18 protein-coding genes and 2 pseudogenes are annotated in these 21322 nt (G+C 73.3%); 13 read left to right on the top strand and 7 right to left on the bottom strand.

What is annotated here, in order from left to right:
- Positions 1–142: 142 nt before the first annotated feature.
- The 9 genes and pseudogenes from ACRYM2_RS16265 (at position 143) to ACRYM2_RS16225 (ending at position 10976) form a co-directional block, all read left to right on the top strand.
- Positions 143–1297, top strand: a complete 1155-nt coding sequence (locus tag ACRYM2_RS16265; protein ID WP_432523483.1) for a helix-turn-helix transcriptional regulator — start codon at positions 143–145, stop codon at positions 1295–1297.
- A 415-nt stretch (positions 1298–1712) separates the two neighbouring features.
- Positions 1713–2015 (top strand): hypothetical protein, encoded by a 303-nt coding sequence (locus ACRYM2_RS16260; protein WP_432523482.1) that lies wholly within the window; start codon positions 1713–1715, stop codon positions 2013–2015.
- Positions 2012–3160: pseudogene (locus ACRYM2_RS16255) on the top strand (IS110 family transposase). The gene ACRYM2_RS16260 and the pseudogene ACRYM2_RS16255 overlap by 4 nt, the downstream one beginning before the upstream one ends.
- Before the next feature lie 74 nt (positions 3161–3234).
- On the top strand, positions 3235–4158 hold the full coding sequence (locus ACRYM2_RS16250; RefSeq protein WP_432523481.1) for a hypothetical protein: 924 nt from the start codon (positions 3235–3237) through the stop codon (positions 4156–4158).
- Between the two features lie 200 nt (positions 4159–4358).
- Positions 4359–4814 carry a hypothetical protein gene (locus ACRYM2_RS16245; protein ID WP_432523480.1) on the top strand — a complete coding sequence of 152 codons (456 nt, stop codon included), beginning with the start codon at positions 4359–4361 and terminating at the stop codon, positions 4812–4814.
- 3 nt (positions 4815–4817) lie between these two features.
- On the top strand, positions 4818–6011 hold the full coding sequence (locus ACRYM2_RS16240; RefSeq protein WP_432523479.1) for a PEP/pyruvate-binding domain-containing protein: 1194 nt from the start codon (positions 4818–4820) through the stop codon (positions 6009–6011).
- Positions 6008–6664 carry a hypothetical protein gene (locus tag ACRYM2_RS16235; RefSeq protein ID WP_432523478.1) on the top strand — a complete coding sequence of 219 codons (657 nt, stop codon included), beginning with the start codon at positions 6008–6010 and terminating at the stop codon, positions 6662–6664. The genes ACRYM2_RS16240 and ACRYM2_RS16235 overlap by 4 nt, the downstream gene beginning before the upstream one ends.
- A 639-nt stretch (positions 6665–7303) precedes the next feature.
- Positions 7304–8473: an FIST signal transduction protein gene (locus ACRYM2_RS16230; RefSeq protein WP_432523477.1), complete on the top strand. Its 1170-nt coding sequence runs from the start codon at positions 7304–7306 to the stop codon at positions 8471–8473.
- A 115-nt stretch (positions 8474–8588) separates the two neighbouring features.
- Complete coding sequence (locus ACRYM2_RS16225; RefSeq protein WP_432523476.1) at positions 8589–10976, top strand: putative bifunctional diguanylate cyclase/phosphodiesterase; 2388 nt, start codon at positions 8589–8591, stop codon at positions 10974–10976.
- A gap of 67 nt (positions 10977–11043) precedes the next feature.
- Here the strand turns inward: ACRYM2_RS16225 and ACRYM2_RS16220 are convergent, their stop codons facing one another.
- The 4 genes from ACRYM2_RS16220 to ACRYM2_RS16205 all read right to left on the bottom strand — a co-directional run bounded on the left by ACRYM2_RS16220 (position 11044) and on the right by ACRYM2_RS16205 (position 15208).
- Positions 11044–11925 (bottom strand): sugar phosphate isomerase/epimerase family protein, encoded by an 882-nt coding sequence (locus tag ACRYM2_RS16220; protein WP_432523475.1) that lies wholly within the window; start codon positions 11923–11925, stop codon positions 11044–11046.
- A 57-nt stretch (positions 11926–11982) separates the two neighbouring features.
- Positions 11983–12759, bottom strand: coding sequence for an SDR family NAD(P)-dependent oxidoreductase (locus ACRYM2_RS16215; protein ID WP_432523474.1), 777 nt, complete (start codon positions 12757–12759; stop codon positions 11983–11985).
- A 105-nt stretch (positions 12760–12864) separates the two neighbouring features.
- The gene (locus tag ACRYM2_RS16210; RefSeq protein WP_432523473.1) at positions 12865–14238 is read right to left on the bottom strand and encodes an MFS transporter; all 1374 of its coding nucleotides are present in this window, start codon (positions 14236–14238) and stop codon (positions 12865–12867) included.
- A 268-nt stretch (positions 14239–14506) separates the two neighbouring features.
- Positions 14507–15208, bottom strand: a complete 702-nt coding sequence (locus ACRYM2_RS16205; RefSeq protein WP_432523472.1) for a GntR family transcriptional regulator — start codon at positions 15206–15208, stop codon at positions 14507–14509.
- 226 nt (positions 15209–15434) lie between these two features.
- Between ACRYM2_RS16205 and ACRYM2_RS16200 the strand changes: the two are divergent.
- A pseudogene (locus ACRYM2_RS16200) lies at positions 15435–16215 on the top strand (SDR family oxidoreductase).
- Positions 16216–16385: 170 nt separating this feature from the next.
- Here ACRYM2_RS16200 and ACRYM2_RS16195 read toward each other — a convergent pair.
- Together ACRYM2_RS16195 and ACRYM2_RS16190 are read right to left on the bottom strand one after the other, a co-directional pair.
- Positions 16386–16778 carry a hypothetical protein gene (locus ACRYM2_RS16195; RefSeq protein ID WP_432523471.1) on the bottom strand — a complete coding sequence of 131 codons (393 nt, stop codon included), beginning with the start codon at positions 16776–16778 and terminating at the stop codon, positions 16386–16388.
- A 387-nt stretch (positions 16779–17165) separates the two neighbouring features.
- Complete coding sequence (locus ACRYM2_RS16190; protein WP_432523470.1) at positions 17166–18098, bottom strand: SDR family NAD(P)-dependent oxidoreductase; 933 nt, start codon at positions 18096–18098, stop codon at positions 17166–17168.
- 95 nt (positions 18099–18193) lie between these two features.
- Between ACRYM2_RS16190 and ACRYM2_RS16185 the strand changes: the two genes are divergently transcribed.
- The 3 genes from ACRYM2_RS16185 (at position 18194) to ACRYM2_RS16175 (ending at position 20015) form a co-directional block, all read left to right on the top strand.
- Complete coding sequence (locus tag ACRYM2_RS16185; RefSeq protein ID WP_432523469.1) at positions 18194–18796, top strand: TetR/AcrR family transcriptional regulator; 603 nt, start codon at positions 18194–18196, stop codon at positions 18794–18796.
- Between the two features lie 316 nt (positions 18797–19112).
- Positions 19113–19463, top strand: a complete 351-nt coding sequence (locus ACRYM2_RS16180) for a VOC family protein (RefSeq protein ID WP_432523468.1) — start codon at positions 19113–19115, stop codon at positions 19461–19463.
- 57 nt (positions 19464–19520) lie between these two features.
- Positions 19521–20015, top strand: a complete 495-nt coding sequence (locus ACRYM2_RS16175) for a DUF3995 domain-containing protein (protein WP_432523467.1) — start codon at positions 19521–19523, stop codon at positions 20013–20015.
- Between the two features lie 153 nt (positions 20016–20168).
- Here the strand turns inward: ACRYM2_RS16175 and ACRYM2_RS16170 are convergent, their stop codons facing one another.
- Positions 20169–20996, bottom strand: a complete 828-nt coding sequence (locus ACRYM2_RS16170; protein ID WP_432523466.1) for a sugar phosphate isomerase/epimerase family protein — start codon at positions 20994–20996, stop codon at positions 20169–20171.
- Positions 20997–21322 lie beyond the last annotated feature (326 nt).

Raw genomic sequence — 21322 nt, 5'->3', positions numbered from 1 at the left:
GCCACGACAACGCCCTCACCAGCGACGATGGGCACCGGCCGCTGTCAGATGAGGTCGGCAGCCTCGTCGAGGACGGGAGCGCAGCCGCCCGCCGGTGACCGATCATCGACGGTTCAGCCAGCACGAGCGGACGGTGGAGCACATGGCGGGGCGGGAAGCGGCGATGTTCCGCGGTTCCGATGGCACCTACCGCGATGACCCCAGCGCGCCGCTGCGCCGTGCCGGTGCCCGCGGTGACATCGGCCTGTGGGCCTGGGGCCGCAACGCCTACCCCGGCGCCCTGCTGGAGGACGGCGTGCTGCCCGGGGTGCTCAGCACCGGGTTGTGGGAGGTCACCGCCGATCAGGACTGGGGCCTGGACTGGCACCTGAACGAAGGCGTCGAGGTCACCTTCGTCACCCACGGACGGGCCGGCTTCTCCACCGAGAGCACCCAGCAGGACCTGCAGCGGGGCTGGGTGAGCGTGACTCGTCCCTGGCAGCGGCACCGCATCGGCCTGCCGACGGTGACGGCCTGCACACTGGGCTGGTTCATCCTCGACGTCCAGGCGCTGCTGCCCAACCAGGGCTGGCAGTGGCCGGGGTGGCTACCGCTGCCGCAGCAGGACCTGGAGCGCCTGGCCGCGCTGTTGCGCGGCTCGGACCGCTCGGTGTGGCGGGCCGGCACCGGGCTGGTCCGGGCCACCGAGCGGATGGAACGCACCATGCGAGAGCAGACCCGCCGCACCACCACGCACCTGGGACTGCGGATCAGCGAGGTCCTGCTGGAGCTCATCGACGTGATGGAGCGCGAGGAGCCGGAGCTGGACCCGCACTTCGCCTCTGCCGAGCGTTCGGTCACCGCCTTCCTCAAGGCGCTGCCCTCGCACGTGGCGGAAGCGTGGACCGTGGACTCGATGGCCCGCCAGTGCGGCCTGGGCCGCACCCGCTTCATCTACCACTGCCGGCAGGTGGTCAACGCCACCCCGATGGACTACCTGACCGGCTTGCGCGTCGAGCGGGCGTTGGAACTGCTGATCAGCACCGACCTGACGATCTCCGAGATCGCCCTGTCGTGCGGCTTCTCCTCCAGCCAGTACTTCGCCACCGTCTTCCGTCAGCACTACAACCGCTCTCCGCGTGATGCCCGCCGCGCCGGAGCAGGGTCCACGACACGACAAGCGGCGGCACCCGCACCCGCATCATCGGCGGCAGCGGCGGCGGCGGCGGTGACAGCATCCGCAGTGAAGTCGAGGCCGACAACCCCCCGCCGGAGCTTCGAGCGAGCTGGCAACGCCTGCGCCCCCTACCGTCCTTGACCAGCTCCGCGGTTCCGGTGAGCAGGCGTGAGCGTCCAGAGCACGGGAGTCGGTGACGACTGCCGAGGTCCTCGACTGCGTCCAGCCTTCCCGGCGTCCCTGGCGCAACCAGTCCACCTCGCGCCGCAGCAGCTCCATTCTCGACGCACTGGCGTAGGAGCGGACGTCGTGACCGAGCCCGTCGTACAGCACCCGACCCGGGCCGCCGGGCTGTCACGCCCGAAGAACGGCCTCAACGGTTCCGCGTGGTAGGCAATGTGATGCAAACACGATGCGAGTGCATCACTACGTGGACGTGGCCCCACCGTGGGGTCGGCAGCTCCCTCACCGCCGCGCTGGACGCGTACTTGATCGCACTCGTCCCCGCAAGGACTCCCCCAACACCACCGCCGCCCTGCGCCCCGCGGAGCTGGAGATGCGCGTGCGCGACATCGCCGGCGCTGAGGACGAGCCGCGCCCGCACGTGCGCGGGAAGGGCAACGCCGAGCGCAGCGTGCCCATCGAGCTGGTCATGGCCGAACTGCTGCACGCCTACCTGGACTCCCGCCGTGACCGCTTCGCCACCCCCGCGCACCTGCCCCGCGACGCGGCCCTGCTCGTCTCCACCTACGGCACTCCCCTGACCCGCAACCGGCTGCAGCACCTGGTGCGCTGCGTCTACCGCCGCGCCGGCATCCACGACCGCCCTGCTGCACCAACAGCAAGGAGGACGCCATGAGTGTCGAACACCGCACCACCCGACGCCGAGAGAGCACCAGCACGTCCATCACCCTGACTGCGGGCATCGCCTGGGCCAGCACCGACCACGCCCTCGACATCGTCGACCACGACGGACGACTGCTGGTCCGTGTGACCCTCGAACACACCAGCGCCGGCCTGAAGCAGATGACGCGGATTCTCACCTGCGCCGGCGTCCACGAGATCGCCATCGGACGCGGCGACGGGCCGGTCGTCGAGGCCCTCCTCGGCGCAGGCTTCACCGTCTTCGTGATCGCTCCGGGGCAGGTCAAGAACCTGCGCCGGCGCTACGGCGCAGCCGGCAACCACATGATCAACAGGACGACCACTTCAACGCCTACGTCCTGGCCGACACCCTGCGCACCGACCACCGCCTGCGCCCACTGACCCCGGACTCGCCCGCAACGGTGACGCTGCGCAGGACGGTCCGCGCCCGCAAGGATCTCGTCGCCGCCCGCATCACCATGGCCAATCAGCTACACGTGCACCTGGAACACGTCCCGCCCGGCGCGATCAAGCTGTTCCGCGACATCGCCTCCGCCATCACCCTCGCCTTCCTCATCCGCTCCCCCACCGAGGCCACGGTCGACTGGCTGACTCCGAAACGGCTGGAGAACTGGCTGCGCACCCAGCACTACCCCCATCCCGCCCGCCACCGGACTCCTGCACGCCCACCTGAGTACCACGACCCGCGGAACCACTGGCGATGAGGCCGAGACCCGTGCTCACGTCACCTCCGCCCTCGTCGCGACCCTGGTTGCGCTGCAGACGCAGATCGAGGTACTCGGGGAGCAGTTCCAAGCCCAGCTCCTGGCCCATCCGGACGCGGTCGTGTTCACCTCCCTGCCCAAGGCCGGCATCGTCCGCGCCGCCCGACTGCTGGTCGAGATCGACGACTGCCGCAGCCGCTGCCAACGCCGGAGTCGCTGACCAGCCTCGCAGGAGCAACACCATCGACCCGCCAGTCCGGCAAGGTGAAGAGCGTCAGCTTCCGATGGGCGGTCGAGGACCCGCATCCTGGCCCGCGCCTGGCTGCACGTCACCTGGCGATGCTGGCAGGACGGCGTCGCCTACGACCCCGCCCAGCACCGTGCTCCGCAGAGCGTTCTCGCGGCGGCTGCCTGACACAGGGCTACTCATGGCGCCGATCGTGCGCTCTTGCCGATGCCCGACTGGTCATCGTTGCGGCAGATGCGTTCGTGCCGGCCTCGGAGCACCGCCTCGACGGCTTCCTGCAGGCCCCGGTGGCTGCCGCCTTCCTCGTCCTGGCCCAGCGCAACGACCCCACCGCCGACGACCGGCCGACCCCCGCAACCGCCTGCACCGCGGCCGGCGCCGCGCTGCGGGAGCTGAACCCCTGGACCGGCACCGCGTCCTCCGCCCGCACCACCGCCGTGGACGCCGCCCAGTCCCTGCGCCCCCTGGTGCGCTCGGTCCTGACCGACGAGCGCAACGGCTGGTGGCAGGCGTCGCTGCGCCGCCAGGCGCAGCTGCTGCTCACCGGTCAGGAGGACCAGCAGCCCACCCCCGACGCGGTGCCGGTGCCCACCGGCGCCATCGAGGTGTGGGAGACGTACGCCCAGAAGCCGCTGCACTCCCTGATCACCTCCACCGAGCTGACCGTGCCGGCCGGGGAGGCGATCCGCTCCAGCGCCCACGCCGAGCTGGCCTGCGGCAGCAGCGGCTGGTACCCGCACTACCCCGTGCGCCAGCAGCGCCAGCAGCGCCAGCAGCGCCAGCAACGCCTGCACGTGGCCGCTCGGGCCCGGGTGGCCGAGGTGCACTCAGCCGCCGACTGGCACGGGCTGGTCGTGCGCTGCGGCGCCCGGGCCACCCACCCCGGCTCCGATACCAGCCTGGCCAGCAGCGCCGACCTCGACAACGGCCTGGTCCCCACCTGGAGCGCGCTGGCGCAGGACCACGACGGGATCCAGTTCAGCTTCGCCGGCCTGCTCAGCGCGCTGTACGTGCCCCTCACCAGCACCGAAGCCGGGACGACGACGTTGCGGGCCCGGGACTGGGAACGCACCCACTGGATCCGTCCGGCCTTCACCGCGACCACCGAGCTACCGGAGCTGCCCGAGCCCCCGCGCGTGGCGAGCCACCGGCTGTCGCTGGAGTGAGGACTCAGGAGCCACGCAGGACTGCTCGGGGTCCGCACACGGCGCTGGCTCCACGCGCGCCGATGCTCGCCCCTTCGCCACCGTCCTCAGCGTGGGAGCAGGCGGTGGGAGTGGGCGCCACCCCGACGCAGCGACGTTCTGCTGCGGTCCTCGCGCTACCTCGCACCATCTACCAACGAGTAGTTGACAACATTCTGTTGATGAGTTGGACTGCTCACGTGCCCTTCTCCGACCACGACGATGCCGCCCAGCTGGACCGGGCACGCGCGGCCCTCGAGGCTGCCGGTGGCGCCGAGCTGACCCCCCGCCCTTGGCAGCACCACGGCCAGCCTCCTTCCGACACGGAGCTGGTGCGCCTGGCCGCCTGGCTCGCCCGCGGTGCGGACAGCACCGACCCGGACCTGCTGCGAGCAGGTCTGCAGCTGCTGGACGCGGCCCGCGCAGAAGTGGACCAGGTCGAGGCGGCGTTGCTGTTCGCCGCGCGCGCCGCGGGGATGACGTGGCCGCAGGTCGCCGCCGCGCTCAGGCTGGGCTCGGCGCAGGCAGCGCAGCAACGGCTGAACCGCGTGCTGGCCCGCCTCGAGGGTCCCGGCGACCGCCACGACGGCGAAGCCCGTCGCAGCAGCGACGGCCGCCACCCCGAGACGGGCAGGTGAGTCGTGCTGGTGCCGTTGAGGGAGGCGGGCCCACGCTGCGGCGCCAAGGCAGCGACCCTGGCGCGCCTGCTGCGCGCCGGTCTGCCCGTTCCCGCCGGCGTCGTCGTCCTGGACGCGCTCGACGGGCACGGCTGGCAGCACGAGCTCGAGACGGCGTTGGGCGCCCTGGGCGGCGGGCCGTTCGCGGTGCGTTCCTCCGCCGTGGGTGAGGACGGCGGGCACGCCAGCTTCGCCGGTCAGCTGCACACCCACCTGGGAGCGCGAACGCCCGCGGAGGTGGTGAGGCAGGTGCGCCGCTCGGCCGCTTCCGGCGCTGCTGCCGCGCTCACCGCCTACACCGCCCGCCTCGGCCGCTCACCGGACCAGGTGGCACCGGCCGGCGGGTCCCCGGTGCTCGTCCAGGTGCTGGTCGACGCCGAGGTGGCCGGGGTGCTGTTCACCCACCACCCCGTCACCGGCGCCGAGCAGGTCGTCGTCGAAGCCACCCGCGGACTCGGCGAGGCGCTCGTCAGCGGCCGCAGCACCCCGCAGCGCTGGCTCGTGGACCCCGGTGCGCACTCCGGTGCGCACTCCGGCGCTCAACCCGGTGCGGACACCGGCGCACTGCTCACCTCCGCCCAGCTGGACGAGCTGGTCGGCACCGCCGACCGCATCGAGGCGCTGCTGGGCGCTGCGCAGGACGTGGAGTGGGCCATCGCCGCGGGGAGGACGTGGATCCTGCAGGCCCGGCCCATCACCACCACCTCCACCGCGGGGCCCACCGCCACCGAATCCCCCGCCGCGGGCCTCGCGGAACCCGGGCGGACGCGGCGAGGCAGGGTGGATGCCGTTGAGCTGCTGCTGAGCGGCACCCCCGCCAGCCCGGGTACCGCCACCGGCCCCGCCCGCACCATCCGCGACCTGGACGACTTCGCCCGCTTCCACGCCGGTGAGGTGCTCGTCTGCCGCAGCACCTCCCCGGCCTGGACACCTCTGCTGGCGCGGGCCGCCGCCGTGGTCACCGAGGTCGGCGGGATCCTCGCCCACGCAGCGATCGTCGCCCGCGAGTTCGGCATCCCCGCCGTCACCGACGCAGCCGGCGCGACCGGCGCGCTCACCGACGGCCGCCCGGTGCACGTGGACGGGACCCACGGCACCGTCACCGCCCGCACCCGCGACAGCGCAAAGGAAAACCACAGCGCAAAGGGAAACCAGTGAGCCACGCCTCTACCCCCGAACTGCTCGTGCTGCACGCCGTGCGGACCCTCGGCTACGCCGACACCACCCGCATCGCCAATCTCCTGGCGCCCCGAGCCGTCGATCCCCGCGCCATCGATCCGCGCACACCTTGCGAGGAGCCAGACACCGAGGAGGCCGAGGTCCGCGGACACCTGCTCGATGCGCAGGCCAGCGGTTGGGTGACGTGCACCCGCTACGCCGGCGAGGAAGGCTGGTCGCTGACCGAGGCGGGGAAGCTGCACGGTGAGCACCTGCTGGCCACCGAACTGCAGGTCACCGGCACCCGGGCCCTCGTCGAGGCGGTCCACACCGACTTCCTGGCGTGGAACGTCGTCGTCGCCGAGGCCTGCACCAGGTGGCAGCTCAGCGAGATGGGCATCGGTGACCACACCGCCGACCTGCCCGGTACCCTGCACACCCTCCGCACCGCCGCGAGCGCGCTGGCCGCCCTGGAGGAACGGTTGCGCGCTCACCTGGCCCGCTTCAGCGGGTACCACTCCCGCTTCAGCGCAGCAGTGGACGCCGCTCCCGCTGACCCGACGTGGGTCAGCGGCACCGACCGCGACTCCTGCCACCGGGTGTGGTTCGAGCTGCACGAGGACCTCATCGCCACCCTCGGCTTGAGGCGCTGATGACCCTGTGGTGACCTCGTGGTGACCTCGTGACGCCAGCGCTGAGCGGTGCCGCCTGCACCGGAGCGTCTGCAAGCCTCGCCCGGCGGTCGCGGTCGGAGACCTCTCGTGGGGCCGCCGAGCAGCCGGACGACCGAGCCGGGCAGCCGAGCAGCAGAGCGAGCACGGCATGGGCCACGGTCACGCCAACGCCCTGGTGGCCGCCACCCGCGCTCCCACCCCGTGCAGACCCAGCAACGCCGGGCGACCGAGATCTGCTGGCAGCTCAAGCATCAGAGCCTCCAGGGGTACCCGTGCGCACTCCTCGATGACGAGACCGGACCGGCCGGTAGGTCCCGTTGGGTCAGCTCGTCACCGGCTTCCTCACCACCCACACGCTGCGCGAGCCCAGAGGCGCACCCGGCACCGCGACAGTCCGGCACGTGGTCGCGGTGACCGGGGACGACACCACGAGGTCATGAGCAGGCCGGCGGAGGCGCGGCTCCCCGCGTCCGACAACGAGTGCGTCCGACGGGCTGCTCGGGATCGGCGGCGGGATGCTTCGAGTCGGCCGGAGGCGGCTGCCGGTCCACTGGCCCGAACGGGGCGCACTAGCGGTACCCGGTCAACCTTCGACACCTGGACGCCGATCTACCAGATGTGAGCACAGACCGCTGGGTGTCGGTGGGCGTGGCCAGCGCGGACGATGACCTCGCCGCCGCCACCGCCCGCGCTGTCGAGCGCGCCCGCGCCGGGCGGCAGGCGGCGCTGGTGCTCGTCATGGCGCGCTGGGACCTGGACCTGGGCGCCGTGGCCGCCGGCGCCAGCGAAGCCGCCGCCGGCGCCGCCGTGGCGGGCACCAGCACCGGCACTGCCTTCGCCCGCGGCGGCCAGCAGGCCGCTGACGTGGTCGTCACCGTCATCGGTGGCCTGGGCGTGAGCGCACGCACCGGCGCGAGCACCGCCTCCGATGCGCATGCGCGCGGGGTGGAGGCGGTCAGCGTCTGCGGCGACAGCCAGCGCGCGCACTCCACCGTGCTGCTGCTTCCCACCGGCACCGACGGGCAGCAGCAGGCCATGGTGCGCGGGGCCTACTCCGTGCTGGGCCCGGCCGTGCCGTTGATCGGCGGCGGCTCCGACGGTGACATCGCGGGCCGGGTGAGCTGGCAACTGCACGGGCGCGAGGTCATCGAGAACGGGTTGGTGGCGGTGCGCCTGGACAGCGACCGCCCGCTGGGTGTGGGCATCGGGCACGGGCTGGCCCGCACCGGCGAGCCGATGGTGGTCACCGACTCCGAGGGGCTGAGAGTGCGCGGCCTGGACGGCCGTCCCGCCCTGGATGCCTACCTGGAACGCCTGGGCGTGCAGGGCGGAGTCGAGCTGGACGCGGGCACGCTGGACGCCGGCGCGCTGGCTCCGCTGGGTTTCGCGCACCCGCTGGCGCTGGTGCGCCGACGCCGGGAGGAGGTGCGCACCATCGTCGGCATGGACATCGCCGAGCGTTCCTTGGAGTTCGTCTCCGAGGTGCCGCCGGGCAGCATGGTCTCGGTGATGAGCGGCGATCAGGACGACATGCTGGCCGGGGCGGTGCGCGCGTGCGCCGATGCCGTGGCCCGCCTGGGCGGCGGCGAGGTGGCCGGCATGATCGTCTTCAGCTGCATCGCGCGCCGGGAACTGCTCAGCCACGAAGGCCGCCTGGGTGAGGCGCGCGCCGCGCTGAGCGCCGCCGCAGGACCGGAGGTGGTGCTCAACTACAGCTGCGGTGAGATCGCCCGCGTTTCCGGTGCGGCCGGCTGCCACAACCAGACCGTGGTGGCGCTGGCGCTGTGAGCACTCCGCAGCCAGAGCGCACGGTGCTCGCCATGGTGCCCGCCCTGGTGCCCGCCGGGGGCGGTGAACGGGTCGAAGCGGACGAGTCGAAGTGAGCCGGGGAGAGGTGAACGCCGTGAGCACGGCCGAGCAGGAGGCGCTCGGGCAGCAGGGCCTGCAACTGGTCGAGCTCCTCATGGCTCTGGCTCAGGCCGGTGACCCACGGGCGATGAACGCCTGCGCGGTGCAGTGGAGCGCCGACCAGCTGGACAGCGAGGTGGTCGCCGTCCTGCACGGGCAGCGGGTACTGGCGAGCATCGGCCTGCGCGCAGGCGAGGATGCCGCCGCGGCAGCGCTGATCGCCGCCGCGGAAGCGCGCACCGACGGGCGTGCAGTCGAGCTGCCGGGCCTGGCGGGCGCGTACGTGCTGCACGCCGAGGTGGCGCACCCGCTCACCCCGGCACGGCTGGTCGTGGCGCGCGCCGAGGAGCCGTTCGAGGCCACCGAACGCCTGCTGGTGCTGGGCGTGGGCCGGTTGCTGGGGCAGGCGGTGCAGGCCGCGCAGGCACTGGGCCGTGAGCGCCGCCAGCGCGAGCACAGCGAGCAGCTGGCCGCTGAGCGCGAGCAGCTGCTGCGCACCCTGCAGGAGCGGGAGGTGGTGCTGAGCACCCTGCTGACGCTGCAGCGGGCCATCTCGCACCGCCGTCCCCTGGAGGAGGTGCTGGACCTGCTGTGCGAGGGCGCTCAGCGGGTGCTCGGTGGTCAGGCGGTGGCGGTGGTGCTGGAGAGCCCCCTGCACCCGACGCGCCTGGAGGTGCGCGCCTACGGCGCCAGCACCGCCTCCGGCTCCCAGGCCACCGCCGGCAGGGGGGCCTGTCCGCAGCTGGAGGCCCACGCCGGCCAAGCGGTCGCAGCGCAGGCGGAGGTGGCCGGCGCGCACGAGGGATGCTCTTGGCGGGCGGCGCCGGTGCGCGCTCACGAGCGGATCGTCGGCGCCCTGGTGCTCATCGACGAGCAGCCCCCGGTGGACCCGCGAGGTGCCGGGGCGCCGACGGATCCCGCATCGCCACTGGCATCGCTGGCACCCGCGTCATCGGGTGCGCAGCACCTGCTGACCACCTTCACCGAGCACGCCAGCGTGGCGCTCAACGACGCCTACACCGCGCGCAGCCTGCGCGAGTCCTTCTACGACCAGCTGACGCGCCTGCCCAACCGTGCACTGTTCCTGGACCGGCTGGAGCAGGCCGTGCACGGCGCCGGTGCCTGCTCGCCGCCGGCGCTGCTGTTCTTGGACCTGGACGGCTTCAAGGCCGTCAACGACCGCTACGGCCACGCCGCCGGCGATGCGGTGCTGCAGGCGTGCGCGCAGCGGGTGCGCGAGAGCCTGCGCCCGCAAGACACAGCCGCCCGGCTGGGAGGGGACGAGTTCGCCGTGGTGCTCCAGGGCACCGACGTCCACGGCGCCGTCCTCGTGGCCGAGCGGCTGCTGGCACGGCTGCGCCTGCCCGTGGAGCACGAGGGCCGTTCGCTGCACGTGGGTTGCAGCATCGGCATCGCCGTCCCCGGCCACGAGGGCAGCACCGCCGAGACGCTGCTGCGCGATGCCGACACCGCCATGTACGCGGCCAAGAGCACTCCGCGCCCGACGCAGGACCCGACGGTGGTCCTCTTCGAGCGCTCGATGCACCAGGCGCGCACCGAGCGTCTGGAGCTGGAGGCGGACCTGGCGTGCGCGGCGCCCGCGGGTCAGCTGGTGCTGCACTACCAGCCGACGGTGCGTCTGGCCGACGGGTGCACCACCGGTGTGGAGGCGCTGGTGCGGTGGCAGCACCCGCAGCGCGGGCTGCTCCTCCCCGACCGCTTCATCGCCCTGGCCGAGGCCAGCGGTGCGATCGAGGCGGTGGGCAGCTGGGTGCTGCGTCAGGCGTGCGCGCAGACCGCCCGCTGGCGCGCCGGCGGGCACGGGGAGCTGACGGTGGCGGTGAACCTGTCGGTGGCGCAGCTGCGCCCCGGCCTGGCCGACGAGGTGCGGCGCGTGCTGCACCAGAGCGGACTGCCCGCGCAGGCGCTGGTGCTGGAGATCACCGAGACGGTGCTGGTGCGCGAGGGTGAGCAGGCGCGCCAGGTGCTGGCTGCCTTGCGCACGCACGGGGTGCGCATCGCCGTCGACGACTTCGGCACCGGCTACTCCTCGCTGGCCTACCTGCGCCAGCTGCCGGTGGACGTGCTGAAGGTGGACCGCTCGTTCGTGCAGTCCATGAGCCAGGGTGAGGACACCGCGCTGGTGCGCACCATCATCGGGCTGGCCGAGGCGCTGGGGCTGGAAACCGTCGCCGAGGGGGTGGAAAGCGCCGAAGATGCGCAGGTGCTGCACGAGCTGGGCTGTCAGCTGGCGCAGGGCTACCACTGGTCACGGCCGGTTCCGGCCGCCCAGCTGGCCGAGCACCTGAGCCGGCAGGTGAGGAACCACCTCACCAGCGGTGCACCATCGACGGGCGCCACGTCACGACGTCCTCCTGCATGAACCTCGAAGGCCGCAACCGCCCGCCCCCCCCGGAGGGACGACGACGGGCCAACGCTCAGCGCGCCGGTCAGCGAGGAGCCACGCTCGCCAGCAGGGCGACGACCTCGTCGAAGGAGCGCTGCGCGTCCGCCTCGCGCTCCTCCTCGGCGATGTCGTGGGTCTCCAGCTCCAGCACGTAGGTCCCGGCGAAACCGCCGGTCTCCAGCACGCTCAGCACGCCGCGGAAGTCGACGTGGCCGCGGCCGATGCCTACGTTGAGGTCGCCCGGGACCGCATCGCGCAGGTGCACCCGCTCCACGCGGTGGGCCTGCCGCACCGCCCAGGCGACCACGTCGTCACCGGAGGCGACCACGTGCGAGGTGTCCAGCAGCAGCCCGATCTCCTCGGGGCCCAGCGCCTCCAGGACGCGGTCGGCGCGCTGCACGTCGTGCACGTAGCGGCGGTGGTGCAGCACCTCCACCAGCAGGCGCACCCCCTGCTCGGTGCACAGGCGGGAGATGAGCCGCAGGTTGGTCACGATGCGGGCCAGGTCGGCCTCCTCGTCGACGTGCGGCTGCCACGACGGCCCGCCGCACGGCACGATCAGCGCGGCGCCGGTGGCGGCGGCCAGCGCCACCAGGGGGCGCACCGTCGCCTGAAGCGTCGCCGCCTCCAGCGCGGGGTCGTTGAGCGGGCCGACGTCGGAGTTGACGGCCCCCGCGCGCAGGCCGTGCTCGGCCAGGGCGCTGACGTGGTCCTGCGGGTCACCGGTGAAGGGCACCGGGACGTGGTCGGTGACGGCCGGGATGGCGCCCAGGTCCACCTCGAGCGCGCCGGTGGCAGCGATCAGGTGCAGCGCCTCCTGCAGCGGGCGGAAGCGGAAGGTGATGGTGGAGATGCCCACGCGCCGGGCCGCCTCCTGCCGGGCCGCCGTCTGCCGGGCTGCCTGCTGGGGTGCGTTCACGCTCACTGCCGTGCTCCGTCCGGAACTCTGGGTGGGTTGCTGCTCAGGCGATCGGGTCACCGCTCAGGCGATGTAGGAACCGCCGTTGATGTTCTGGGTGGTGCCGGTGAGGTAGGAGGCGTCCTGGCTGGAGAGGAAGACGATGAGGGCGGCCATGTCCTCGGGGGTGCCCTGGCGGCCCAGCGGCACCGCCGCGGCCAGGCGCGCCTCGTTGTCCGCATCGGTGGCGCCGGCGCGGATGTCGGTGTCCACCACACCCGGGCTGAGTGCGTTGACGGTGATGCCGTGCGGGGCCATCTCCCGCGCCAGCGAGCGCGTCAGGCCCAGCACACCCGCCTTGGCCGCCGAGTACGGGGTCTTGGAGAAGACCCCGCCGCCCTGCTGGGCCGAGACGGAGGACATGTTCACGATGCGCCCGTAGCCGCCGTCGATCATCTGCGGCAAGAAGGCCTGGCAGGCCAGGAAGGTGCCGGTGAGGTTCACGCCGATCACCCGGTTCCACTCGCGCAGGTCCACGTCCAGGAACGGCACGGGCGAGGCGACACCGGCGATGTTGGCCAGGGCACCGACCACGGGCAGGTCGGAGGCGGCGATGGCCTGCACGCAGCGGGCCAGGGAGGCGGCGTCGGTGACGTCGGCGCCCAGCCCGAGCACGGGGACGGCGAACTCGCTGGCGATCTTGTCGGCGGCGGCTTCGGCGCCGGCCTGGTCGACGTCCAGCAGCGCCACGGCCCAGCCCTCGGCGGCGAAGCGGTGGGCGGTGGCGAAGCCGATGCCGCGGGGGGAGGCAGCGCCGGTGACCACGGCGGTGCGCTGGCCGATGCCGGTCTGGTAGCTCATGTCGGTCCTCTTCTTCGGGCAGCGAGTGCAGGCGGAGGTGTCAGCGGAAGGTCTGGCCGCGCGGTTCGCGGATGCGAGTTCGCGGTGCGCGAGTTCTCGGGTGCGTCAGGAACGCGTGGTGGAGGCGGCGCTCGGCGCCTCGCTGTGCGTGGCCTCGCTGTGCGCCAGGGCGGCTGCGGTGGCGCGCTCGATCTCGGCGCGGTGGGCGGGCCCGTTGGTCTCGGGGGTGGCCAGGGTGGCGATCAGGCCGATGGCGCCGTAGACCATGAACAGCACCGCCGGGCCCACCCAGCCGTAGGTGTCGTAGAGGGAGACGGCCCAGAAGGCGGTGAAGCCGGAGACCACCGCGGCCAGCTGGTAGGCCAGCGAGGCACCCGAGGAGCGGGTGGCGGTGGAGAACAGCTCGGCGAACCAGGCGCCCTGCGCGCCGGCCAGGGAGTTCTGGCACAGGGTGAAGGCGATGACGAACACGGCGATGATCGCGCCCAGCTGGCCGGTGTTGAGCAGCAGGAACATCGGGATGCCGAACAGCAGCATCAGCGCGGTGCCGAAGGCGTAGACGGGCTTGCGGCCGACGCGGTCGGTCAGGCGCCCCCACAGCAAGGTGGCGGGGAAGCCGAGGAGGGCGGCGATGACGATGGCCAGGATCGTCTGGGGGCGCTCGGCGAGGTCGTTCTGCTGCACGTAGGAGGTGACGAAGGTGATGGAGACCGCGTAACCGGCCGTCTCGGCGATGCGCAGGCCGAAGGCGCGCACCAGGTTGCGCCAGTCCTGGCGGACCACCTGCGCCAGCGGGTTCTTCACCAGCTCACCGCTGTGCTTGGCGTCTTCGAAGTCGGGGGACTCCTCGACCTTCAGGCGGATGTACATGCCGGCGACGATGAGGACGGAGCTGAGCAGGAACGGCACCCGCCAGGCCCAGCTGCCCGGCAGGCTCGCGCTGGCCAGGAAGGCCAGGTTGGCCAGCAGCAGCCCCAGCGGGAAGCCGGCCTGCGGGATGGCGGTGAAGGCGCCCTTGCGCTTCCAGGGGGCGTGCTCGTAGGTCATCAGGATCGCGCCGCCCCACTCGGCGCCGAAGGCCAGGCCCTGGATGACGCGGACGGTGACCAGCAGGATCGGAGCGAGGATGCCGACGGTCTCGTAGGTCGGCAGGGCGCCGATGAGGACGGTGGCCACCCCCATGATCAGCAGCGAGGTGATCAGCACCGGGCGGCGGCCGATCTTGTCGCCCAGGTAGCCGCCGATGATGCCGCCCAGCGGGCGGGCGGCGAAGCCGATGCCCAGGGTGCCGAAGGAGAGCAGCAGGGCGGTGGTGGGGTCGCTGTCGGGGAAGAAGGCATCACCGAAGTACAGGGCGGCGGCGGTGCCGTAGCCGATGAAGTCGTAGTTCTCCACCGTGGTGCCCACGGCGCTGCCGACGGCCACCCGCTTCTTGTGCTCGGTCCCCAGGACCCGTGTGCTCGTTGCGCTCACTGCCATCTCCTTCGACGGTGGACGGTCCTGCTCTGGATCGTCACGTTCTACTGTCAACAGTAGGACATGGGTACTGTCGCACGGCGCTGCGCGAGCGTGTCAAGCCAGGTGCCGTGATTGGTCCACCGTGATCAGTCCGTCGTGCCCGCGCATGGGCGCGGCTGACCGAGCCGAACGTGGACGGCTCGGGCTCAGCCAGCGGCCGTGGGGCCGGTCCGCCGCCAGCTCAGTCGACCGCCAACTCAGTCGACCGCCGGTCGAGCCGACCGCCGGCTCAGCCGGCGGCGGACTCCGCGCGCTGGCGCATGCGCTGCTCGATCAGCCGGGCGGCGTCGTGCATGTGCTGACGCAGGAAGTCCCGGCCTCCAGCGGCGTCGCCCGCCTGCAGGTAGTCCACGATCGGGGCGTGGCGCTGGTAGGCCATGTTGTGCACCGCGGTCTGCGAGCCGGCCGCGGTGATCGCCGCCCGGGCCAGACCGCTGACCGAGCGCCAGCTGTGCAGCAACGTGCTGTTGCCGCTCAGCTCGCAGATGCGCTCGTGGAAGGCCAGGTCCGCATCGAGCTGGGCGGTGAAGTCTCCTTCGGCCTCGCGCAGGCTCTCCAGCTGCCGGCGCGCCTGCGCCACCAGCGGCGCGCGGTCCTCGCGAGCGCAGATCAGCTCCAGCGCCAGGCTCTCCAGCGCATGGCGCACGCTGAAGATCTCCTCCACCTCCTGCTCGGTGACCACCCGCACCGACAGCCGCCCACGCGCGTCCGCGCTCAGCAGCCCCTCCTGCTGCAGCTGGCGCAGCGCCTCGCGCAGCGTCCCCCGGCTGACCCCGAGGGCCTCGCTGAGGTCGACCTCAGCCAGGTGGGTGCCCGGCGCCAGGTCGCCGGAGCTGATCGCCTCGCGCAGGCGGGCGTGGATGAGCTCGCGGCGGGTCTGCAGCTCGATGGACCCCAGCGCGCGCAGCGAGGACTTGGCGGCAGGAGTCACCGGCTCAGCGTATCCGGGCGCGACTCGGCTCTCGCTCGACGAGCGGCCCGAGCCGGCGAGGGGACCTCGTCCAGCGAGGCGCCGGACGGCCCACCCTGCCCGGTGGAGACTTCGAGTACAGGTGCAGCGTCTCCGACGGGTGTCGCATCAGGGCGTGGCAGCAGCGGGCGGTCAACGACGGTCGTCGCCGCGTGCGGCAACCGCACACACCCGAAGGGACTGCTCCATGGACCGCTCCAGCGACCGCACCGTCCTCATCACCGGCGCCGGCTCCGGCCTCGGGCGCGCCGCCGCGGTGCACCTGGCCACCGAAGGCGCCCCCCTCGCCCTGGTCGACACCTCCGAGCAGGGCCTGCACGGGACGGCCACCGCCGTCAGCGCCCCCCTCCGACGGCGCAGGTGCTCCCCGTCGTCGCCGACGTCTCGCAGGAAGGCGACGTCGACGCCCACGTCGCCGCCACCCTGCGGCGCTTCGGGCGCATCGACGGCTTCTTCAACGACGCCGGCATCGAAGGCCGCCAGAACCTCACCGAGGACTTCGCCGCCGCCGAGTTCGACCGCGTCTGCGCCGTCAACCTGCGCGGGTCCTCCTGGGTCTGGAGAAGGTGCTGAAGGTCATGCGCGAGCCGGGCTCCGGATACGTGGTGAACACCGCCAGCGTCGGCGGCATCCGCGGCATCGGCAACCAGCCCGGCTACGCCGCCGCCGAGCACGGCGTGGTGGGCCTGACCCGCAACTCCGCGATCGAGTACGGCCAGCACGGCGTCCGCACCAACGCCATCGCCCCCGGCACCATCTGGACCCCCATGGTCGAGAACTCCACGCGCCAGCTGGACGCGGCCAACCCGCCCGAGGCCGCCGAGCAGTCCATCCAGGTCGACTCGACCAAGCGTCACGGCCAGGCCGAGCAGATCGCCTCGGTGGTCGCCTTCCTGCTCAGCGAGGACGCCAGCTACGTCAACGCCGGCGTCATCCCCGTCGACGGCGGTCAGTCCGCCAAGTACTGAGCCGAGCACTCGACCGGCAGCGGGCTGAGCGCCGGGCCGGTTGCGGATGCGGAGTCCGCTGCCGGCGCCGGATGCTCCACCCGGGCGCCGGGCGGGTCGGGCTCAGCGGCGCTGACGGCGGTGGCCCTGCTGACGGCAGTGGCCCTGCTGACTGCGCCGCGCCGCACCGGTCAGCGCAGCGCGCGGCAGCCGATCCAGTGCGTGAGGTTCCGCACCGGTCCGCGGAAGGCGTGGACCGCCACCAGCCGCAGGCGCGCGGCCGTCCGCCACAGCGCCAGCCGCTGCGGTTGCGAGTCCAGCAACGGGTGCCCGCACACCGCCCAGCCCTCCCGCAGCCCCGCGCGCAGCGCCGCCGGCGCGGCGCCGCGCACCAGCGCCAGGTCGAGGTGGGCCAGCAGGTTCGCCGCGTCCAGGCACGGGTCGGCGTGCGCGGCCGTGTCGACGTCGAGGAACGTCACCGCGGGGGGCCTGGAGTCCGCCCCACCTCCGCTGCGCCCCGACTCCGGGAAGTGCACGAGGACCTGCCCCTCGCGCAGGTCGCGGTGGCTGAGCACCACGGGCACGGGCGGCAGGGCCAGCAGCGCGTCGCCGACGGCGCCTGATGGTCGGCGCCGGGGAGCACGATGCCCTCGGCGGTGACGAGCAGGTGGTGCTCCTCCCCCGCACGCAGGAACATCCTCAGCCCGACATCGACCTGTCTCCGCGGGGTTCGGGCCCGTCAGTCGGCGCCAGCACGCCCAGCTGGATCCGTGGTCGAGCTCGAGGGGGCACCTCCGCCAGGGGAGCACCGCTGGCGGAGGTGGTGGTACCAGCGGCTCGAGCAACTCCCACAGCTCGTCGCTGATCGGCCGGCGGAGCTCGACCGCGGCTTCGACGGCCGTGCGGACCGGGCTGCGCCCGCCTCACCACGACACGCCCGCGCGCCCTCCGCCGACTTCTGCAACGGCTTCTCAGCGACCGGCGACGCGGCCCACGAGGGTCGTCTCGGCCGTGCTCCTCCACACCAGAGCAGCCAGCGCCTCATCGGTCACCGGAGCCCGGAACGCCTCGAAGCCGACGAGGGCGTCGTCCCGGGCTCCGACGGGTCCCGGGAACAGGTGCGGGTCGACGTCCGGGGAGGTGGCCGCGAACAGCAGCGGCCGCACACCCTGCCCCGGATCCCGCGCCCCCCACAGCCGGCCGAGCACCGCCGCCAGCGCACGGTCGCGGCGAGAGGTCAGGGCTGTGTTCATGGGGGTGGTCACCATCCCGGGGTGGGCCACGATCGAGCGCACGGGCGAACCGGCGGCGCTGAGCCGGCGCTGGTGCTCCACGGCCCAGAGCATGTGCAGCGTCTTGGTGCGCACGTAGGTGCCGTTGCGGGAGTAGCGCCGCCGCCCGTCGAGGTCCTGCGGGCCCAGGCGCACCGGGAGGTGCCGGTAGAGGTTGGACCCGGTGGTGACGATGCGGGGATCGGACGCGCCGGCGAGCTGCTCGTGCAGCAGCCGGGCGAGCAGCGCCGGGCCGAGGTGGTTGGTGGCCAGTTGGACCTCGTGACCCTGCAGGCTGATGCGGTGCTCGATGTTGCCCACGCCGGCGTTGTTGACCAGGACGTCCAGGCGCCGGCCGGCCATCGTGGCGGCGAAGCGGCGGACGCTGTCGAAGTCGGCGACGTCGAGCTCGGCCAGTTCGAGGTGCTCGCGCGGGGCCGTGCGGGCGAGCGACGCGCGCACGGCGGCACCCTTGTCCAGGGAGCGCACGGCCATGACGACGTGGGCGCCGGCGGCGGCCAGGGTGCCGGCGAGCGCTTCGCCGAGGCCGCTGGAGGCGCCGGTGATCACGACGGTCCGCCCGCGCTGGTCGGGCACGTGCTGCGGCGTGAAGGGGACGGGGGCGAGCGGCACCGCGACCTCCAGAAGTGGAATTCGTTCCGGTTCCCCAGCGTGACACAACCGGAACGGATTCCACAACCGCGGGCCGCTCCTCTACCCTCGATGGCGTGACGAACCCGGACCCGGTCAGGCCGGACCCCGCAGGCCCGGGCGGACCGCGGCGCTCCGACGCCGCGCGCAACCGGGCGCAGGTGCTCGCTGCGGCCCGCGAGCAGTTGCGAGGCGGGGCGCCGTTGCCTGCGATGAAGGACCTGGCACGGCTGGCCGGGGTCGGCACCGGCACCGTCTACCGCCACTTCCCCACCCAGCAGGCGCTGCTGGCCGCCCTCGGCGAAGAGGGCGCGCACCGACTGGCGGCCGACGTCCGCAGCGCCGCCAGCGACGAGGAGCCGGGGAGGGGCTTCGCCCGCGTGGTCGGCAGCGTGGTGCGCGGACTGCTGGACGACCCCGCCGTGTGTGCGACCGTCACCGGCGGTGGAGCCGGCTGCGCTCCGACCACAGGAGCGGCTGCACAGCTGGACGAGGCGGTCGGGTGCCTGCTGGGGCGGGCTCGCGCGGCAGGTGTCGTGCGCTCCGACGTCGACGCCGACGACATCAGGTTGCTGCTGCTCGGGCTGGCCGCCGGGCTGGCGCCGGTCGCCGAGGACGACGAGCGCGTCCAGCGGCACGTGCAGGTCCTGCTCGACGGCCTGCGGGCACAGACGCCCTGACGTGACGACGGACTCGAAGGGGTGGCGACGACGTGTCGAGCACCGCTCCCGGTCCGGTCACCACCGCTCGCACCACCGCCCGCTCCGCGGCCAGGTCAGTGCGGGCACCCGCTGCCACCACGCGGCCCCTGGAGGGCGCGCGGTCGTGGCGCGCTGCGGGTTCGATCACCACCGGCCGAGCAGCGCTCGTACCGATGGGATCCACCCCTGCCACCTGTCCCGGTGGTGATGGCGGCGGGCGGCCCGTCCACGGACGAACAGCGCCGCCGGCAGTGAGTGGATGAGTGAGTGTTGAGCGGCTCCGGAGGGAACCCCGGTGCCGTCGATCCGCCGCTTCGACCACGTCGGCATCACCGTCGCCGACCTCGAACTGGTGAGCGCCTTCCCCATCGCCCCGAGGCGGCACCCTGCTGGAACTCCGTCCAGCTTCGAGGAGCCCCAGCACCAGCCGGACGACCAGCCGGGCCCGCCCACCGCGATGGCCAACGAGCCGGGACTGCGCAACGTGGCCTTCGGAGTCGACGACCTCGACGCGACCACCCAGCGGCTGGCCGCGGACGGGTACGCCCTGGTCGGCGGCCTGGGCCAGTACGAGGGCACCTGCCGGATCGCGTACGTGCGCGGACCGGAGGGGAGCGTCGTCTCCCCGGCCGAGCGGATCGGCTGACACCTCCGAGCAGCCGCGCCGCGCCCTCCGCGCCGCGCCGCGACTACCGTGGCCGAGGTGACGACGCCCCCCGGAGGCCGTGCCCTGCAGGTAGCGGCCGCCGCGGGCCTGCTGCACGCGACCAGCAGCCTGTACTGGGCCTTCGGCGGCACCTGGCTGCTGCAGACCGTCGGTGCGCCCGCCGACACCCTGAAGGCCCACGGCCCGTTGGTCGCCTTCCTGGCGCTGGCCCTGATCGCCGCGGTCAAGGCCCTGGCCGCGGTGCTGCCGCTGCTCGTGCACGAGGGCCGGCTGCCCCGGCTGCGCCGGCCCGTGCGCGCTGCGAGCTGGATCGGCGGCAGCTTCCTGCTGCTCTACGGCGCGGTCAACACCGTGAGCGCCGCACTGGTCCTGTCCGGCCTCCTCCACGTCCCGGGGCCGGTGGACCGGGCGAGCATGCTCGGGCACCTGCTGCTGTGGGATCCGCTGTTCGCCCTGTGGGGAGCCTGCTTGCTGCTGGGCCTGGTGCGCAACCGCCACCGGGCCAGCGCTGCTCGCGCATCACCGCACTGACTCCCCGAGCCGTCGCCGACCTCCCCGAGCCGCGCGCACCGCCACCGCAGCAGCGCCCGACCACCCGCCGGCCTCGCACTCACGGCGCGATCGGCGACGGCGTCGACGTGCTCATCGCCCGCCGCCGACACCGCTTGCAGGTGCTCGTCCGGGTCAGCGCAGGAGGTCCTCGACGATCGCGCGCTGGACGGCCAGCCCCGCCCACTCGTCGTCGTCGACCGCGTCGTAGACCAGGGCCAGCGGACCGGTGTACCCGGCGTCGAGGATCGCCGACAGGCTCTTGCGGTAGTCCGCCTCGTCGATCTCGCTCCCGTCCCAGTGCGCCTTGGCGTGGCAGGTCTCCGCGTAGGGGGTGACCTCGGCCAGGTCGGCGTACTTGCCCGGGCCGGTCCAGTTCCCCAGGTCCACCAGCAGTCCCACCGCCCCGGCGAGGGGGTCGAGGACGGCCCGGACGTCCGCGGCGTCGCGCATCACGTCCCGCCAGTTCTCGGTGACCACGCGCAGGTCCCCGGCACGGGCGGCGATGCGCCCCAGCGCCGCGCAGCTGTCGGCCTGCGCGGTGTCGGTGCGCGTCTGGCCGGCCACCACCCGGATGCGGTCGGCCCCCAGAGCGGTGGCGTCGGCGAGGTAGGAGGAGATCCACGCCTCCTCGCGCGCGGCCTCGCTCGGATGCGTCAGGTCACCGTCGTCCACCAGGAACGCGTCCAGCACGACCCCGGCCTCGGCCAGCGCCGCGCGCAGTTCGGCGAGGTAGGTGCCGTCGCGGTGCGGGAGGTGGAAGTGGCACAGCTGCACGGTGCGGTAGCCGTGCTCGCGCAGCGCCGCGGGCAGCTCGAGCAGCGGCAGCCCAGCGGGTGCGGCGGTGGTCCCGGCCCGGAACCGGCCCAGGGTGCGGTCCAGGGACCAGGCGTGGACCGCCGCAGCCCGCAGGAGGCCGGGACCGGGGTCGGCGCCGGGGCCGATGTCGTCGCTGACCGTCATGCCCTCCAGCATCCCGCACGCGCGGTTCGCCGGGCAGTCCGGTCCTGCGCCACGTACCCTCAGCGACCTCGACCTGGTCCGTCAGGTCCTCGGCGCACCGCCTGAGACGCGGCTGGGCACCCGCGAGGTCTCCACCGCGGTCGGCTCACCCTGCGACGACACCCCGGGCGTGCCGACCACCACGCCGTTGCGACCACGCCGTTGCGACCAGGAACCAACCCGGAGCGGACTACCGGTGGAGCGACCCGTGACCGGCGGGAGCGAGGACCGTCAGCGCGAGCCGGGCCACCTCGATCAGCTCCTCTCGGCCCGCGCCGAGCTCGGCG

The organism is Kineococcus aridisoli, from assembly GCF_050871885.1.
In the GTDB taxonomy this organism is placed as follows: Bacteria; Actinomycetota; Actinomycetes; order Actinomycetales; family Kineococcaceae; genus Kineococcus.
The sequence above is the reverse complement of the archived record's forward strand: the minus strand, read 5'-3'. Positions and strand labels throughout refer to the sequence as shown.